Source organism: Rothia sp. HMSC075F09 (assembly GCF_001810515.1).
In the GTDB taxonomy this organism is placed as follows: Bacteria; Actinomycetota; Actinomycetes; order Actinomycetales; family Micrococcaceae; genus Rothia.
Genome location: NZ_KV801780.1, coordinates 188,999 through 206,419, shown reverse-complemented (window position 1 = coordinate 206,419; position 17,421 = coordinate 188,999). Strand labels below are relative to the sequence as shown.

Genomic DNA, 17,421 nt, shown 5'->3' with positions numbered 1-17,421 from the left:
AAGATGGTGTGTGTCCGTGCACCAGTACAGTGCGGAATAGTATGCGCACCGGCGGCGCCCCGAGTGGCACGCTTGCGCCTGAGTTAAGGAGACTTATGTCTGCCGCTGATTCTTCAGCAATTGTTATTAGCGTTTCTGGTGAGGAGCGCGAGGTCACCGCGAAGACTGCCGCTGAGCTGTTCGCTGACGACCCGAAGATCGTTGTGGCACGCGTGAACGGCGTGCTGGTTGATCTCTCCCACGAGCTGTCTGCTGGCGACTCCGTTGAGCCGGTTTTCATTCACGAACCGGACGGCCTGAACGTTCTGCGCCACTCCGCTGCGCACGTGATGGCGCAGGCGGTGCAGGAGTACCGCAAGGACGCCAAGCTGGGCATTGGCCCGTACATTACTGACGGCTTCTACTTTGACTTTGATGTGGCTGAGCCGTTCACCCCGGAAGATCTGAAGAAGATCGAGAAGTCGATGATTAAGATCATCAAGTCCGGTCAGCTGTTCCGCCGCCGCGTGGTCACCCACGACGAGGCTGTCGCCGAGATGGCGAACGAGCCGTACAAGCTGGAGCTGCTCTCCCTGACCCAGGGCCCCGGTTCTGGTGCGGACGCTGCCGAGGGCGCATCCGTGGAGGTCGGCGAGGGTGAGATCACCATTTACGACAACGTGAACGCGAAGACCGGCGAGACCGTCTGGAAGGACCTCTGCCGCGGCCCGCACCTGCCGAACACCAAGCTGATTGCTAACGGTTACGCCCTGATGCGTGCCGGTGGCGCGTACTGGCGCGGTTCTGAGAAGAACCCCATGCTGCAGCGTATTTACGGTACCGCGTGGCCGACTAAGGACGAGCTGATTGCGTACAAGGAGCGCATCGCTGAGGCGGAGCGCCGTGACCACCGCCGCCTGGGCCGTGAACTGGACCTGTTCTCCTTCCCGAAGAACATTGGCCCCGGCCTGCCGGTGATTCACCCTAAGGGTGGCGTGATTAAGCGCGAGATGGAAGACTACGTGCGTACCCGCCACATTCAGGAGGGTTTCCAGTACGTCAGCACCCCGCACATTTCGAAGGAAGACCTGTTCTACACTTCTGGTCACCTTCCGTACTATGCGGACGGCATGTTCCCCTCCATGGAGCTGGATAACGGTAATTACCGTCTGAAGGCTATGAACTGCCCGATGCACAACGAGATTTACCGTTCTCGTGGCCGTTCGTACCGTGAGCTGCCGCTGCGTTTCTTCGAGTTCGGCACCGTGTACCGTGACGAGAAGTCCGGCGTGCTGCAGGGCCTGACCCGCGTGCGCATGATTACTCAGGATGACTCCCACTCGTATGTGACGAAGGAGCAGGCACCGGACGAGGTGCGTCACCTGCTGAAGTTCATGCTGAGCCTGCTTGAGGACTTCGGCATGACCGACTTCTACCTTGAGCTGTCCACCCGCGACACTGAGGGTGATAAGAAGGATAAGTTCATCGGTACTGATGAGCAGTGGGAGGAGGCTACCGCGGTTCTGGAGCAGGTTGCGAAGGAGACCGGTCTGGAGCTCGTCCCGGATCCGGGTGGTGCTGCGTTCTACGGCCCGAAGATTTCGGTTCAGGCGAAGGACGCGATTGGCCGTACTTGGCAGATGTCGACCGTGCAGTACGACTTCAACCAGCCGAGCCGTTTCGGTCTGGAGTACCAGGCTGCGGACGGTACCGTGCAGGAGCCGGTCATGATTCACTCGGCGAAGTTCGGCTCGATTGAGCGCTTCTTGGGTGTGCTGACTGAGCACTATGCGGGTGCGTTCCCGGCGTGGTTGGCACCGGTTCAGGTGATTGGTGTGCCGGTGGCTGAGGCGTTCAACGACTACATGACCGAGATTGCGGATAAGTTGCGTGCGCACGGCGTGCGTGTTGAGGTGGATTACGGTTCGGATCGTTTCACCAAGAAAATTCGTACCGCGTCTACTGAGAAGGTTCCGTTCATTCTGATTGCTGGCGGTGAGGATGCGGAGCACGGCGCTGTTTCGTTCCGTTTCCGCGGTAACAAGCAGGAGAACGGCGTGCCCGTGGATGAGGCTGTGGCACGTATTGTGGAGCATATCCGCAACCGCGTGAATGAAGACCCCAAGCCCAGCGCTGAGGCTGCTGAGTAGTACTAGGCTTTCTGGTCTAGCTCATATATAGAAAACCACCCCCTTTGCGGCGACAAGCTGCGGAGGGGGTGGTTTTTTGTGCGTCTTGAGGAGGCGAGGGTGGGGGAGGGACGGTTGGGTACAGAAAGCTGTGTTGTGCGGGAGTTTTCCTAGTCCGGGCGGATGTCTTCGTGCTAATGTAAGTGATGGCGCTAACGTTCGTTGCCGTTCGGAAGCGCCGGTAATTGTACGATTCGGATAAGGATATTGGATATGGTCTAGGTACCTCATAGGTGCCTGTTTGTCAGATAATCTATCCCTGAGTTCAAGGAGGAACTAATAAAATTTAGATTTATAAAAATTTCGCAGTAGTTATCTTGAATTTAAGCTATGAGTGTATGTGTGCTATATATTTGCAAATATGTAGCGCATATAGAATGATTGGCATACAGGATTAATTGAAGAGTAAACCGGATTACACAAGGAGTTCATGTGGCATCAGGAAATGGAAAAGTTAAGAGTTCTGATCAGATTCTTAACGGTTATATGGATCAGTTTTCTGAACAATTTGATTTAGAATCGCAGATTCCCTATAAAAGGCCAGAAGAAATTTACACCGCAAAGTTTGAATGCTTTACGGGAGCATTAGCTTTGCATGATGCTTGCCCTAGTGCTGGAATGAGGCTGAAAGACCCAATGTCATTAAGCTTGGGCGGTGGCGATGAGAAGGGATTAGATTCTGTAATTGTTGTCGTAAATAAGATTCATATTGTAGAGGATCTCTCTGAGTTTGAATCGTTGCAAGACGACCTGCGAGAAGAAGGCAGGGAGATTGATAGTGTAGATTTTATATTCTCTCAGGCTAAAACTTCTCCGTCTTTCACTAAGTCTTTAATCTCTACTACGATACTTGGTGTTGAGCAGTTTATGCGGAGTGGAGAGCTGCATACATCAAATGAAGCTCTTTTAAAAAAGCGTAAAATTAAGGATGCGGTATATGAGTGTTGGACAGAGATTAAAAATGTTGGGGCGTATTTATATTATTTCACACAATCTCCGAATCCGCTCAATGAAACTGTTCATCGCGATATTATGGAGAAGATTGATAGCATGAACGAGTCAGGTGGGGTATTTTCTGACTTTGCAAAAAAGGGAGGGAATCTCACTTTCATCCCTTGTGGGTTGGATGATGTAAAAAACATGTATGAAAAATACAAGAAGTATGAGCAAAGAGTAAACTTTAAAGTTGATGCATCTATCGCACTCCCTGAAATAAATGAAATTAAAAAGTCGTTTATGACATATATATATTTTGATGAATTTTTGAAAATTATTTTGCGAGATCCCAATGGAAGGGATTTGGATGAATCTATCTTTGAAGAAAATGTTAGAAGCTTTCAAGGGACCAGCAATAAGGTAAATTCAAAAATTTTGAGCACTCTTAAAGACGGAGGTGCAAATAAATTTTTCATTCTAAACAATGGAATTACCATGATTGCTGACAAGGTTGCAACTGATAATCGAAATGAAAAATTTACTGCACATAATTACCAAATAATTAATGGGTGCCAGAGTAGTACCATGCTTTATTACTACTACCTGCATCTACTAGATTCTGGTATTGGCGAGAGTGAGATTCAAGAGAGGCTTAAAGAAGTATATATCCCTTTGAAAATCATTGAGGTTCGAGGTGATAGCCTGGCTTCAGAAATTGTGGAATCAACTAATAGCCAATCAAGCATTGGCGCAGATCAGCTCCATGCTCTAGGTAACGTTGCTCGAGAAATTCAAAAGTTCTTTAATGTAAATAAAGAAGAGGGAACTGGGAAGCAATATATGTACTATGAGAGAAGGAATAATGAGTATGCATATGATTCGGTCGTTGTTAAATCACGTGTAATTACCCAGGATATGATGCTTGGTATATTTGCCGCAACGTACCTTGAAATGCCTCATAAGAGCTCACGCTATGCTGGCCGCCTCAAAACTGAAGAAATTCTTAGGAAAGTGTTTAATGACGAAAATCCCCCGATTAAATTCTTTGCTGCTGCTTATGCCTATTTGCGTTATACTGCAGAAAATAGGAGGCACTCACAGCTTCAGACAAGTCTAAAATGGCATACGCTAATGGTTTACCGAATTCTCTTTGGTGATGTTTATTCTAAGACCTCGCTTAGCAATAAATTTAATCCTGAGCAGGAAGTTAAAAGAATTGATGAGAGTCTGTCCTCCTGTGACAACCTTTTGATTGCCAATAATATTGTACTAAAATTCATGAGTGATAACCCTGCATATTCTAAATTAAGTATTCGAACAATTAACAAAAAAGAAGAATTTACAAACGATTTAATTAAGTACACCCAAATACTTAAGGGACGTAAGAGTAAGGATAAATATAATGAATACTTGGAGTATGTCTTTAATGAGTCGAATGTGTCCGGTGTTGGAGGTGTCGAAACCCTGAATCCTTCTGATACTACCTCTTCGGGAAATTCGCTGCCTGGGTGTACAGTTTACAGTATTCCCGAACTAACTACGGTTTTGGAAAATGCAATAAGTGAGGATGCTAGCCATCTGTTTAATAGAATTTTTGATGGAACCATTGAATGGGGAAATCTAACCTTCCGTTGGCGAAATTCGGATCAGAAAAATTCAACCTATAAATTTTATATATATATTTCCAGTAAATCTGGGTCTACTCCAGTAAAGGTTGGGCAGGTTGTGTATGGAAAGCGCGATAAGGATTTTAAGATTAATCTAGGGTTGCAACATAAGCAGCTAGAGGAAAATCCGAAATTCTATAATGAATTCATTAATAGGAAGATTGATGGGTTTACTTGTGATTTTTCGGATAAAAGGAATGAAAAAAACAACATTGAATATGGTCGCATAATTTTCAATGAAAAGTCTTCGGATGATTTGTTGGTGTTAATTAATGATATTGCTTCCAAGACCTGTATTGTAAAGAATAGCATGATTTAACTTGTATATTATAAGCCGGTGAGCATTGTATCTGCAATGCTCACCGGCTATTGTATTGAAGATATGATATTTTGTATTAGTAAGCAAAATAAATTTTAAGGATTGAAGAATGGCAAGCATTGAAGTGATGAAAGAATGAGCTCGCATCGCGGGGCGCTTCAACCTGTCTGCCCGCCGCAATCCAGAACACCGCGCACTCGTAGCTCTAGCGGCTCAACGCGCCGGAGGAGAATGCCACGTCATCCCCGCTGCACCCGGCGAGAAAGCTGTGTCGTGGGCTAGTTTTTAGCTCCAGAGTGCTAGCGTGGTAGTAAGGCGAACGTCCATAGTCATTCAGAAAATGGGTAGCTGGATGGTCCTGAAAATGATGTATCGCTGTTGATTATTGAGGGAGCACGAGCGTATGAAGTCGAATAAGTATGTTCCTGTTGGGATGCTGTTCTTGATCCTGGCAATTATCTTGAACGTAGTGTCAAATGTCAGCGACCTAGTGGTTGGAATTCTCTACGGCATCTCAATAGCAGTATTGATTATTGGACTATCTAATAGTCGAAAATAGATGCTGCAACTGAGAAAAGGGGGCTGGGGGGTCTTCCCAGTTTGGCCGCTCAGCTGGGAGTAGCTGCATGGAGCTGCCGAGGTGAATTATAAGCAACCAAGGAGGTATATTATGAAAAGTATTATTTTTCAAAGCATAGGTGCTTTTATCCTCGTATTTTCTCTTTCCTGTCTGTTCTTGACAGTGATTCAGGGAATGGGAAATCTTTGTTCACCAAACGTTCTTATGATTTCCTTAGGTATGGGTTTGGCATCGGCTACCATGTACTTCTTTGCATTCAGGAATCATGACTAGTCAACCGTGCTATCTTAAAACATCTTAGAGGTAGGGCTATTGTCAGCCCTACCTCTCTTTTGTGTGTCTGTGCCATATGGTGTGTCTACGGTAGCGCACTAGGGTTCGTTTGAAATCCTGTACTCGCACCTAGTTGTTCCCAATCTTTTTGCGCGACGGCGGCGGTCAAGCACGGTGCTTGTGCGGGTATACCTGTGCCTTCGCTATTACATAGTCGAAGAGAACCGACCCCTGAATAGTATTATGGAAAGCAACGCCGCTTACGAAGAAGTAGTAGGCTTTGCTGTTGAAGTGCATTTGAAAGGATGAAGATATGGCAAGTGTTGAGGTGATGAAGGAACGGGCTCGTATTGCGGATCGTTTCAACCTGTCTGCTCGCCGAAACCAGGAGCATAGGGCACTTGTTGCGCTCGCCGCGCAAAAGGCGGGAGGGGAGTGCCAGGTGGTTCCTGTGGCTCCCGGCGAAGATAAGGCTGACGTACTCGACCGTGCACGCAAGGTTGCGGGTGGTAAACCGGTCATTATCGTGACTGAGGCTGACGGGAAGCTTTCCGCCCGCCTTATGGGTAGTGACGACATGATATCAATATATTAAATTAATGTTTTATTTAAGAATCTAATTGTATTTACTAGATGAGGTGCAGTAGGTAGTGTTTGTTATAAATGAGACTTTGGGGAAGCTTAAGGATTATTCTCTAGCTAAGACGTTGTTGAAAGGGCTTCCAAAGATTCTTGTCTCGGTTTATGCAATTGCAATAATTATTAGCTTTTTCCCTGATGGTTGGGTGAAGGGCGTTGAAGATGGTCTTGCTCTGAGGATTATCCTTGAAGGTTTTAATTATGCTGGATTAGGGCAAATGGTTGACCCTATTAATAGTTTTATCTCTCGCATTAAAAACGGTGAAGAAGCATGGGTATTTTTCCTGCTGTCTATCCTCGCAGCTTCTTCAAGTAGCTACTACCTAAATGGCCTGAGGCGTCGAATTGAGGATTATGATATTTGGAGAATCGTTAGTGACCCTCCCGAGTCTATATTTGTGCTTGTATTTTCCATATCCTCACTTATAGATTACGGTAGGATTGGTGATTTTCATTCGTCGTTCTTTATTTTTTATAATGCCCCAATTTGTCTTGCAATTATTGGTATTTTTGATCTTTTTGTATTAAAAAATAGACATGATGGCATCATTTCTAGTAATAATAAATTTATGTTGTTTGTGATTATTATTGGAGATGTTCTTCTTTCTTTCTTGCTTGCAATTATTTTTGCTCCTGTCGTTTTGATTCTTATTTTATTTGGATTTGTAGGAACACAAAGTAATTGACAAGTAAAACGGACCCGGCAGGCTATCCATCAGATAGCCTGCCGGGTCCCTTTGTTTACGCCGTTGCTATGCGCTCAACCGCTTTTAGCGGGTGGTGCGTTCCAGCAGCTGCAGCACGTTCTGGTAGCTGTGGCCGGTCGCCTCCGTCATACCCTGCTCACAGGTACGGTTCGCCGAAATGTATGCGGCGAACTGCTTCTGCTCGCTCAGCTCCGCAGCCTCCGCCTCCGTAGCGCTCGCAGTCAGCTCCGGGTGCAGCATACCGCGGTCACCCGCATAACCACAGCAACCCCAGTGCTTCGGCACGTACACGTCGTCACTCATCGCGTTCGCAATCTTCTCAAACGCAGGCTGAGTACCCAGGTGCGTCATGGAGCAGGTCGGGTGCAGTGCAACCGACGGCAGGGGAGCGGACACGGTCAGCTTATCCAGCATGTTGTCGGCGGCGAACTGAACCGCATCGTACATGCGCAGACGCGAGAAGTCCGGCTCGCCCGGCTTCAGGCCGTTCACGATCTTGTGCTCAAGTGCCTTAATAACCTTCTCGCGCATCACCTCAAGGCCCTCAGTACAGGACGAAGCGTCACACACGACCGGCAGGCGGCCACCGTCGGTAGCCTCCCACAGGGACTTCAGCACGCGGTCGCTCATGATCGAGTAGCCGTCGGTGAAGCCCTTCGACTTCCACGGGGTGGAGCAGCACATCTCACCAATATTGTCCGGGATACGGTACTTCACGCCGGCACGCTCGCACAGGCGAATGAATGCCTGGGTTGCGTTGACCGGGTCGTGCTTGCCGTCGCCGTCTACGCCGCCGAACATGGAGTTCACGCAGGCGGGGAAGAACACAATCTCAGCGGTTGCGTCCTTGTGCGGCTTACGTGCCGGGCCACCGACCGGCAGGTCCTTCTTGTAGGAAGGCACCATGTCATCACCCATGACCTTGCGGGCAATGTTGGTGGTGCCGTGAACCACGGGGAACGGCAGCTTCTTAGCCACAGTCAGGGCCTTACCTGCGACCTTGTCCATGATGCCCCACTGCTGCGCGGCAACCTTCCAGCCGGTAGCAGCCAGCTTGTCCTGGTTCTCGGAACGCAGGCGGCGAATCAGGTCACCAGTGTTAATGTTCACGGGGCAGCGGGTCTGGCACATGCCGTCCACAGCACAGGTGTCGATGCCGTAGTACTCGTACTCCTTACGCAGACGCTCAGCGAGTTCGTGGTCACCGTTCACCTCGGCGGCGGCAATCTCACGGCGCATCACGATGCGCTGGCGCGGGGTCAAAGTCAGGTTGCGGGAGGGGCAGACCGGCTCGCAGTAGCCGCACTCCACACAGCGATCGACTTCTTCCTCGACGGTTTCGGCGACCTTCAGGTCGGTTACGTAGTCGGTGTCCGGCTCGGCAATCAGCACGCCCGGGTTCATGAAGCCCTTCGGGTCAATGAGGCGCTTAATCTGGCGCATCACGTCGAAGAGCTCCTCACCGAACTGGCGGCTCACAAACGGCGCCATGATACGGCCGGTACCGTGCTCAGCCTTCAGCGAGCCGTCAGCGGCAAGAATCAGCTGAACCATTTCTTCGGTGAACTCGCGGTAGCGGTCCAGCTGCTTCGGGTCGCGGAACTGCTCGTTCAGCATGAAGTGGATGTTACCGTCCTTCGCGTGGCCGAAGATCACGGAATCCTTGTAGCCGTGCGAATCGAACAGCTTGGTCAGGTCGCTACAGGTGTTACCCAGAACCTCGACGGGCACAACCACGTCTTCGAGCAGTGCGTTGGTGCCGGAACGGCGGTTACCCGCCACGGTGGTGTACAGGCCACGGCGGGCAGCCCACAGTGCGTTACGCTCAGACAGCTTGCTGGTCATCGACACCGGCGACGCCACGGGCAGGCTCTTAAACATGGGTGCCGCAGCGGCAGCCAGGTCGTTCAGCTCCTGCTCGGAGTTGCCCTGGAACTCAACCAGCAGGGCGGCGTGGTCCTTCACGTCAATGGCGGCGAGCGCCTCCGCAGCCTGGCCGGTACGCTGAGCCACGCGGATGCTGGTGGCGTCCATCAGCTCGACGGTGGCCAGCTTGTTGGCAACCAGCTCGGGTACGGAGCGTGCAGCATCAATCAGGTTGTCGAACACGAGCAGGCCGGTGGAAATGTTCTTCAGAATCGGCAGGGTGTGGTAGGTAGCCGAAGCAACAAAACCGAGGGTGCCTTCCGAACCAATCAGCAGGTGCTGCAGAATGTCCACGGGGGTTTCAAAGTCGACCAGGGAGTTCAGGCCGTAACCCATGGTGTTCTTCATGGAGTACTGCTGGCGAATCTTCGCCATGGATTCGGGGTTCTCAAGCACGCGCTTGCGCAGGCGCAGCAGGCCCTCGTGGAGTTCAGGTTCGAGGGAGCGCAGCTTCTGGTCGGCGTCCGGCTCGGCGGTGTCGATGATGGTGCCGCTGGGCAGCACTAACACCATGGAGTCGAGGGTGTTGTACGTGTTGTACTTGGTGCCCGAAGACATGCCGGAGGAGTTGTTCGCGACCACGCCACCGATGGTGCAGGCGGACCAAGATGCCGGGTCGGGGCCGAGCTTGTAGCCGTAGGGTGCCAGGTAGTTGTTGACCATCATGATGGTCGCGCCGGGCTGCACGCGCACCTTCTTGCCGTCTTCAAGGACCTCAATTTTCTTGAAGTGGCGGCGGGTGTCGACCATGAGGCCGTCGCCGCTGGACTGGCCGGAGAGGGAGGTGCCGCCGGAGCGGAAGGTCAGCGGCAGACCGAGGTCGCCGGCTGCGCGGAAGATGTTGGCGACGTCTTCGGCGGAGTCGGGGCGGACCAGGCCGGCGGGCACGAGCAGGTAGTGGGATGCGTCGTGGGAGATTGCCAGGCGCTCGAGTTCGGAGACGCTGGATTCGACGGCTTCTGCGCGCGCATCGGAGAGTAGACGCTTGAGGGTGTCCTCGTAGGGGGACTTGAGTGCTTTGGAAGTGTTTGACACAACGGTGGTCATGATGAATCTCCTTAGTGAGACTGTCTTACCTTTCAGTATGTGCTCTTGAACACCGTCTTTTCCGCTTAGCTATGGCTAAGCTTGGCGACTACTTGTCACCATAAAGGGGGTGGGTTATACACCGTGCTGATGCGGTGGTTTGCCGCGTATTTGCTGGCTTTCCGGGGGAATACGCCCGGGCCTGCGGAGGCGCACCCACCACACTCTGAACGCCGCGGTTGCTCTTAGGCGCGGCTGCCGAGGGTTGTAACATTCCAGCGGCTAACCCAAAAGGCGGCTAACCCAAAAGAAAGCGTGGGGCAGAAAGCTACATGCTTTCCACCCCACGCTTGTGTAACGTTTAGGCTTCGTCGAAGAAGTCCTCATCAAGCTTCATGATGGTGTACGTGCGTGCCACCTGTACGCCAACACCGTACTTAATCATGAGGCGCGCCAGGTGCTCACCATCAATCAGAACGAGGGAAACTCCGCCACCAAGTTCCTCCGCATAGCCGCGTGCGTCAGACGTATAGGAGCTCGACGTGATGAACACTCCCTGCGTTGCCTTGCCATGCAGTGCGCCCACAAAGCTCTGAAGGGCAGGGCGTCCCACCACATTGTCCTTGGCGTAACGCTTAGCCTGGACATAAATCTTTGAAAGACCCAACGCATCCTGGTCAATGATTCCGTCCACGCCGCCGTCATTGGAAGCCGGAGTAACGGTGCCGCGTCCTGCCGGGCCGCCGTAGCCCATCGCCAACAGAACATCCACCACCAGATGCTCAAAAGCAGTCGGAGACATTGCGCGGACGCGTTCCAAAATATCGTGCGTCAGCGCGGACTCAATCTGAGTGATGCTTTCATCAATGAGTTCCTGCGGGGTGCTATCAGACACCTCAGAGGGTGCAGTCGTGACGGCAACAGTCTTGGTAGCGGTCTTCGGGGTTTCCTGCGGGTCCTGCTCGGAACTATCAGACTGGGAACGCTCACGCGTGCTGCGGGCGGAACGAACGATATGCGCGACGACATCATCGGGGATGCCCCCAGGATGAGCCTCAATCAGCTTCAAGCCTTCGTCAGAAATAACCTGCTGACCGCGGCGAGGGGAATCAACCGCACCGAACATCTTGAGATAGGTCAAGCCCCAACTAATGCGGTCCACATAGACGGGACGCTTGCCGTTCGGCAGGTAGGGTAGTAGCTGCTCGTCAGAAAGCGGGTAGCGCTCTGCTACAGCGCTATAAATCTCTTTATTGGTGCGGGAGTTGCCGTCAGATAGGTAAGCAAGAATGCTGGGAATGAATTCGTAGAACTTGGGAAGTTCAACCTCAGTGGTATCAGGCGACTGAGCGGTCATCGGTGTATCTCCATTGATTGATAACGGCTGGTTAATAACGGCGGGTAGTCCGTTCTTAATATACCTCTAATACAAAAGATAATCGTTACCAGAGGTGCCTGTTTTCCCTTGTGCAGGCTTTATTAGCGCCGCAGCTGCTCTTAGGCACGCCCGCCGAGGGCCGTAACATTCCAGCTAGCAGTACTATCAGAAGTCACCACACCACAAAACAGGGGAGAACCCGCCGAAGCACGCACCCCCAAATCCTCCACAAACACGCGGCCACCCGCAGGCACACTACGCTCCTTACAATCCACACCCGCACAATACACCGTCATCTTCGCACCCGAACGGTTCTCCACCGCAACCGAACCGCCGCCCGATTTCGACACAGTATCGTGCACAAAACCGCGGTGTAAAGACCGCCGCCCAAAGGTCACAGCACAAGGTCACAGTGCAACGAAATAGAAACGCAAACGCAACGGCGTGGAGTATCATTCACACTATGGATAAGGCAGAACAGAACCAGACAGACAACACGGTAAAGAACGGCACAGCACCCAATACCTCGGGGAATACCTCGGGCAATATTCCGGGGAACAGCCCGGTGGGTGCGTCTGCGCGCCCTGAAACTGTTGCATCTGAAACTACCGCATCTGAAGCCGCCGCTGAGAATACCACGAAGGCTGGTTATACCCAGTCGGCACCGGCAGAATCCAGTGCCGCCAAAACTAGTGCTGCAGCAAGTAGCCCCGCAGAGGCTACCGCCCCCGGCATGGAGGCAGTACAGGTTGATGCCGTGCAGATTGATAGCGCCCGCCTGGACAGCACCCACTCCGTCTACTCCACCGACCTGGACCCCGACGACTACGAAGAGGTCGTCGAAGAATACGCCACCACCGACGCGCCGGACGGTACGCACCGCGAGGAGCGTCGCATCACCCGCACCACGCATCACCCGCACGGCAAGGGCGACCAGAAAGCGGGCACCCAGGGTAACCCCGATGGTGACGCCGAGATTATTGATGTAGACGAACCTGAAACGCACACCACGACCATCCGCACGGTCACCCGCACCGTCACGGACCCGCCGCGTCGCACTCCGCGAACCCGCCTCTTCCGCACGCTCAGCAAGTACCGCGGCGAGAAGAACCTGGCCGCGTGGGAAGACCGCTCCTCCACGCCCATGTTCGTGGCGTCCGTGCTGTACCTGCTCGCGTTCGCCGCGCCCATCATGAGCACACGCATTCAGGAGCCGTACGACGCGTACCTCAACATCATTCAGATGATCCTGTGGGGCCTATTCGCCGCCGACTACTGCATTCGCCTGTACTTGGCGCCGCGGCGACTCTACTTCATCACGCATAACCTGATGAACCTGGCGATTGTGCTGCTGCCCGCGTGGCGTATTGTCAGCTTCCTCTCCATGATTTATATGACCGCCAACCGCCAATATAAGAGGCTCTCAGAGCTGGCGGTGAAGCTCTTCGGATACACCGCGATCTTCATCATCATGTTTGCCCTGTCGATCTATTCGGTGGAGTCCTCCGAGCCGGGCGCGATGATTCGTGACCTGCCCACCGCCTACTGGTGGATGTTCACGACCCTCTCCACGGTCGGCTACGGAGACGTTTACCCGGTCACCGGTATCGGCAGGGTCATCGCCGTGATCGTCATGCTGTACGGCGGGGGCTTGGTCGCGGTTGCGACCGGTGCGCTCGCCAGCTGGATTATCGAAAAGTTTGGTGGCAGGGAGGAGCAGGAGTACCCCGCAACCAAGGCTGACGTGGACGATCTTCGCCAGGAGATTTCTGAGTTGCGTGCCCTGCTGGCTCGTGAGTATGCGCGCCGTGAAGCCCGCGACTACACGTTGCGTGAGGTCGTGGATGAAGACGGTGTGCACCCGGTTCCTTCGGATGCGGAGGCGGCACGCCGCGCCGGTTTCAGCGCCGCCGCGGGCTTTACTGCCCCTGGTACTCCTGGCGCTCCGGGTGCTGCTGCGGCAGCTTCTGCGGAGGCTACCCCGAACACCGCGCCCGGCGCCGCGCGGGCTGGTGAACCTGCCGACTCCTCGGCATCTCATGAGGTTGCGGTGCGCGAGCAGGAGCCGGTCGCCCTGCTGGAGGAGACCCGCCAGACGTTCACGATTATTCGTGAGAAGTCCTCGCTACGTTCCCGCAAGCAGTAGTCCGCTCGCAAATACCCTGCGGACAGTAACCGGGCTGTAGCGGCTCGGTTGCGGTAGCGCAGATAGCAGCGCAGATATAACAGTTCAGTTGAGGCTTGGCGCTCAAACCCACACCGCATACTTATTGAAGCGGTGGGTTTGGGTGCCGAGCCCACGCGAAGGCAAGACGAAGGCAAGAAAATTGCCGCCCACGCCACCGTGCGGGATATTTCGCCTTGTCGAGGCAAAATTAGCCCGTGGAGAGTGCAAATTGGGGCTCGTGTGCGCGAAAAACTCCTCAACTTAAGGTCTAATGTGACCAAACTATCATTTAAAAATGATCGCTACTGGTGAAACTCCTAGCCAGAGCCTATAAACTATCTACCGTGCCGGTTATCGAACGCCCTGTAGCCTCAATGCGCTACGGGGTGTTGTCGTATCCCCACCTCACTCACGGGGAGGCACCACTCAACTCACAAACTCACTCAAACACATACTCTGTTAGGACACGTTCGTGGCACCTAAGTCCACTCTGGGCGCGCTCGCTCTACTCGTCAGCGCGCTCTCCCTCACCGCGTGCGCACCCGCACCGAATAACGCCTCCGCAAGTGCGGTTGTTGACCCCGCAGCTTTTGAAACCGTCGAGCCCAGCGCCGTTCCCGCCCCCGGCGACGACAGCACCGGAATTAAGGCGGCGGTCAATACCTCGCAGGACCCGTCGATTCACCCGACCGCGACTCAGCCCACTGAGACCCCCGCGCCGGACAACACGAGCAACCAGGAGCCTGCCGCATACACCGCGGCGCCCATGCCTTCCTCTGCAGCCGTTGCGCGCTCGCAGAAAATCATGGACGGCACCTGGGTTCAGCAGGACTCCACCAACCTTGAGAACTACATGGACGCCGTCATTCACGACGGCATTATCGAGGTCACCTACCACCTGAACCACGAAGAGCTGGCAACCCCCTTCTGGACGGGCACTTTCGAGGCGAAGACCGGCAACTTCAGCTACATTTCGCGCGTGGACCGCGCGAAGCTGAGTCACGCACCGTACGCCTCCGATAAGGAAACCAAGGAATTCGTCATGGAGGACGGCGTGCTGAGCTTCCCCATGACCTTTGAGGGTGCCACCCGCATCATTCACCTGGAAAAGCAACACAGCTAAGCGCGCTGCCGGGGGAGTTATCTCATATCTGGCACGCACGACGGACGGGGCGTTCCCGTTGCCGCGTGCGGGCTATAGAATGGGACTATGAGCGAGAACACGACCCCCGAGCATGGCACCGCAGCCTCGGTGCAGGATTCCTTCGAGCTACCCAGCGCACCGGACCAGTTCCAGCGCCTGTGGACCCCTCACCGCACCGCCTACGTGAGCGGTGGCCAGAAGGACTACACCGAGAAGACCTGCCCCTTCTGCACCGCGCCCAGCCGCAGTGACGAAGAGTCGCTGATTGTGCATCGCGGCGAGCATGCCTTCGTGATTCTCAACCTCTACCCGTACAACCCCGGTCACCTGCTGGTCTGCCCGTACCGCCACATCCCGTTCTACGATGATGCGACCGAGGCAGAAACCATGGAGATTGCGCAGCTGACGCAGCTCGCCATGAAGGTTCTGCGCGAGGTGTCGCATAATGACGGCTTCAACATTGGCATTAATCAGGGCAAGGTGGGCGGTGCGGGCATTGCTGATCACCTGCATCAGCACATTCTGCCGCGCTGGAGTGGGGATACGAATTTCCTGCCGATTATCGCTCACACCAAGACTATGTCCCGCACGCTGGACGATATGCGTGTGGCTATTGCGGAGGGGTTTGCCCGCCTCAGCTAGATGGCGTGGCTCATCCGTCAGATAGTCCGGCTGAGCGGCTTGGTGATTTTGAAATTTTGCACTAATTGCTTCAATTTGCCAGCTAGTGCACAGAAATTCTGCGTCATAAATGCGCAGATTGGGCAGTCGATGCGTATTTGAATGATGTTATGTCCATTGGATATGGCAAAGTTTTAAATGCAGCGACGCTGCGGGGAAGCTTCCGGCTTCCATGAACACCGCATAGCTCACCGAAAAATAGCGGTCACCGATCGCTTTCGGGCTTGGCAGGGTAAGCGCCCTGCCTCAACCACAGAGGTCAGCGCCTCAGCTGAGAACCCACCCCGTCGTGCGTGAACGCACGGCAACACTGCGAGGGGTGCGGATCAGCGTGAAGGACGCTGGCCTCTTTTGCATTTCGAGGGCGCTGCTTTTGCCCCTCGGGGACGTTGCGCCAGGATGCGCCGCACCCCTCGAGAAAGAACCCGCCAGACCCGCTAGAGTGGAATGCTATGGACTACCCCAACCTGCTTGAGACTGCTTTCGACGAGTTTGCTGCTGCGCCCGCCGCCGGTAATAATGCTGGTGCCGGTCATGATGCCGCCGCCGGTGATTCTGCAGGCGCACCGCAGCTACTCATCTGGAGGCAGATCCGCTGGTCCAACCGCCGCCCGCTCATTGAGGTGGAACCGGTCGTGCCCCGCGGGGTCGCTGAAGGAGCTCATAACCGGGCATCTCAAGCGGCGGGGGAGAGCGACCCTAAGCAGGAAAACAGCCCCGCGCAGCGTGGCGTTCCGAGCGGGGTTCGCATCCAGATTCCGTTGACTCCCGGCGCCTATCTGGGGTTGCGCATTCCGCGCGATAGCGAGGGGGAACTCTACCGTTACTGCGCCGGCTACACCACCGGCACGAGCAATGACGCCGCCCCCGAATCCGCGGGAATCTCTGGGGGAGCCTCCGTGGGAATACGCCGCGTACCCTGCCCCGAAGGCGCCCGCATCCGGCGTGGCCAGCAGTGCCCACGCTGCACCGCCCGCGACGAATTCACCGCCCTGCACAGCGCGCACCTGTACCCCGGAACGCTCACCGAATCCATGCGCGCCTACGCCATGCTGGAGCATCGCCTCTACATCGCGACCTTCCCCGACGGCACGCACAAGGTCGGCACGAGCTCCCTGCATTCGACCCCGCGCCGCCTGGACGAGCAGGCGGTCGCCACCGCCACCTACATTGCGCTCGCACCCGACGGGCTTGCTATTCGCCGCGCCGAGGACGCCGTGACCGCTCTCGCGAAGATTCCGCAGGTCAAGCAGGTGGCGAGCAAGTACCGCGCCTGGACGAACCCGCTGCCCGGTGCGCAGCTTCGCACAGCCCATCAGGAGGCGGTCGCCCGCGCCCGCGAAGCGCTCGCCGAACTGTCACGCACCGACCCGGAGGTGCCGCTTACCGCCCTGGATGAGCCGTGGATTCCGTCGCTCGCCATGAACCGCCCGTATGCGGCTCTGCGGGCACAGTCGCCCGAACCGCTGGCACCGTGTGATTCTGGTCTGGAGAGCGGGGCGGCTGGCTTCTTCTGCACGGGTGCGGCGGGTCAGTTTTTGAGCGCCCACACCGGCGATGCTGACGCGGCGTTCCTGGTGAATACTGCCGCGTGGCGGAATGTGCTGGTGGAGCCGGCGCAGGAGTTCACGCGGGTGAGGGTGCAGGGTTCTCTGTTCTAAGCGGGCTCGCTGTTCTGAATACCCCCGGCACTCCGCCCTAGCCGGAGCCCCGTGCCAATACCCTCACCCCAAAACCCCCGCCGCACCAAAAACCTCCACACCAGAACCACTGCACCAAGCCCCGGGCGCACTAAAACCCCGCCCCGTCC

Annotated in this window: 11 protein-coding genes; 8 read left to right on the top strand and 3 right to left on the bottom strand. The window is 54.6% G+C overall.

Translation table 11 applies throughout. The features are described from left to right. Positions 1-95 precede the first annotated feature (95 nt). The 4 genes from thrS to HMPREF2749_RS02745 all read left to right on the top strand — a co-directional run bounded on the left by thrS (position 96) and on the right by HMPREF2749_RS02745 (position 7,268). Positions 96-2,129, top strand: coding sequence for a threonine--tRNA ligase (gene thrS, locus HMPREF2749_RS02765; protein WP_070593371.1), 2,034 nt, complete (start codon positions 96-98; stop codon positions 2,127-2,129). Between the two features lie 471 nt (positions 2,130-2,600). Next, on the top strand, positions 2,601-5,090 hold the full coding sequence (locus tag HMPREF2749_RS02760) for an AIPR family protein (RefSeq protein ID WP_070593370.1): 2,490 nt from the start codon (positions 2,601-2,603) through the stop codon (positions 5,088-5,090). Between the two features lie 1,166 nt (positions 5,091-6,256). Beyond that, positions 6,257-6,538 (top strand): aminotransferase, encoded by a 282-nt coding sequence (locus HMPREF2749_RS02750; RefSeq protein ID WP_070593369.1) that lies wholly within the window; start codon positions 6,257-6,259, stop codon positions 6,536-6,538. Positions 6,539-6,593: 55 nt separating this feature from the next. Beyond that, the gene (locus HMPREF2749_RS02745; RefSeq protein ID WP_070593368.1) at positions 6,594-7,268 is read left to right on the top strand and encodes a hypothetical protein; all 675 of its coding nucleotides are present in this window, start codon (positions 6,594-6,596) and stop codon (positions 7,266-7,268) included. Between the two features lie 84 nt (positions 7,269-7,352). On the opposite strand, the gene HMPREF2749_RS02740 is transcribed toward HMPREF2749_RS02745, so the two are convergent. From HMPREF2749_RS02740 to HMPREF2749_RS09215, 3 genes are all read right to left on the bottom strand, one after another. Further along, positions 7,353-10,262, bottom strand: coding sequence for an FAD-binding and (Fe-S)-binding domain-containing protein (locus HMPREF2749_RS02740; RefSeq protein WP_070593367.1), 2,910 nt, complete (start codon positions 10,260-10,262; stop codon positions 7,353-7,355). A 340-nt stretch (positions 10,263-10,602) separates the two neighbouring features. Then, on the bottom strand, positions 10,603-11,598 hold the full coding sequence (locus tag HMPREF2749_RS02735; RefSeq protein WP_005505835.1) for a restriction endonuclease: 996 nt from the start codon (positions 11,596-11,598) through the stop codon (positions 10,603-10,605). 140 nt (positions 11,599-11,738) lie between these two features. Next, a complete protein-coding gene (locus HMPREF2749_RS09215; RefSeq protein ID WP_141747356.1) occupies positions 11,739-11,969 on the bottom strand; it encodes a hypothetical protein in 231 nt (76 codons plus the stop codon). A 113-nt stretch (positions 11,970-12,082) separates the two neighbouring features. Between HMPREF2749_RS09215 and HMPREF2749_RS02730 the strand changes: the two genes are divergently transcribed. The 4 genes from HMPREF2749_RS02730 to HMPREF2749_RS02715 all read left to right on the top strand — a co-directional run bounded on the left by HMPREF2749_RS02730 (position 12,083) and on the right by HMPREF2749_RS02715 (position 17,272). Further along, entirely contained in the window at positions 12,083-13,765 is a 1,683-nt protein-coding gene (locus tag HMPREF2749_RS02730; RefSeq protein WP_070593366.1) for a potassium channel family protein, read from the top strand. 493 nt (positions 13,766-14,258) lie between these two features. Further along, the gene (locus tag HMPREF2749_RS02725) at positions 14,259-14,909 is read left to right on the top strand and encodes a hypothetical protein (protein WP_049350128.1); all 651 of its coding nucleotides are present in this window, start codon (positions 14,259-14,261) and stop codon (positions 14,907-14,909) included. 87 nt (positions 14,910-14,996) lie between these two features. Continuing rightward, positions 14,997-15,572 carry an HIT family protein gene (locus tag HMPREF2749_RS02720; protein ID WP_049350129.1) on the top strand — a complete coding sequence of 192 codons (576 nt, stop codon included), beginning with the start codon at positions 14,997-14,999 and terminating at the stop codon, positions 15,570-15,572. A 491-nt stretch (positions 15,573-16,063) separates the two neighbouring features. Continuing rightward, positions 16,064-17,272, top strand: coding sequence for a hypothetical protein (locus HMPREF2749_RS02715; RefSeq protein WP_070593365.1), 1,209 nt, complete (start codon positions 16,064-16,066; stop codon positions 17,270-17,272). The last annotated feature ends 149 nt before the right edge of the window (positions 17,273-17,421 follow it).

Bases quoted from the DNA above. Each gene is read 5' to 3' on its own strand.
- HMPREF2749_RS02735 (WP_005505835.1), bottom strand. From the start codon at position 11,598: ATGACCGCTCAGTCGCCTGATACCACTGAGGTTGAACTTCCCAAGTTC.
- HMPREF2749_RS02715 (WP_070593365.1), top strand. From the start codon at position 16,064: ATGGACTACCCCAACCTGCTTGAGACTGCTTTCGACGAGTTTGCTGCT.
- HMPREF2749_RS02750 (WP_070593369.1), top strand. From the start codon at position 6,257: ATGGCAAGTGTTGAGGTGATGAAGGAACGGGCTCGTATTGCGGATCGT.
- HMPREF2749_RS02730 (WP_070593366.1), top strand. From the start codon at position 12,083: ATGGATAAGGCAGAACAGAACCAGACAGACAACACGGTAAAGAACGGC.
- HMPREF2749_RS02740 (WP_070593367.1), bottom strand. From the start codon at position 10,262: ATGACCACCGTTGTGTCAAACACTTCCAAAGCACTCAAGTCCCCCTAC.
- HMPREF2749_RS02720 (WP_049350129.1), top strand. From the start codon at position 14,997: ATGAGCGAGAACACGACCCCCGAGCATGGCACCGCAGCCTCGGTGCAG.
- thrS (WP_070593371.1), top strand. From the start codon at position 96: ATGTCTGCCGCTGATTCTTCAGCAATTGTTATTAGCGTTTCTGGTGAG.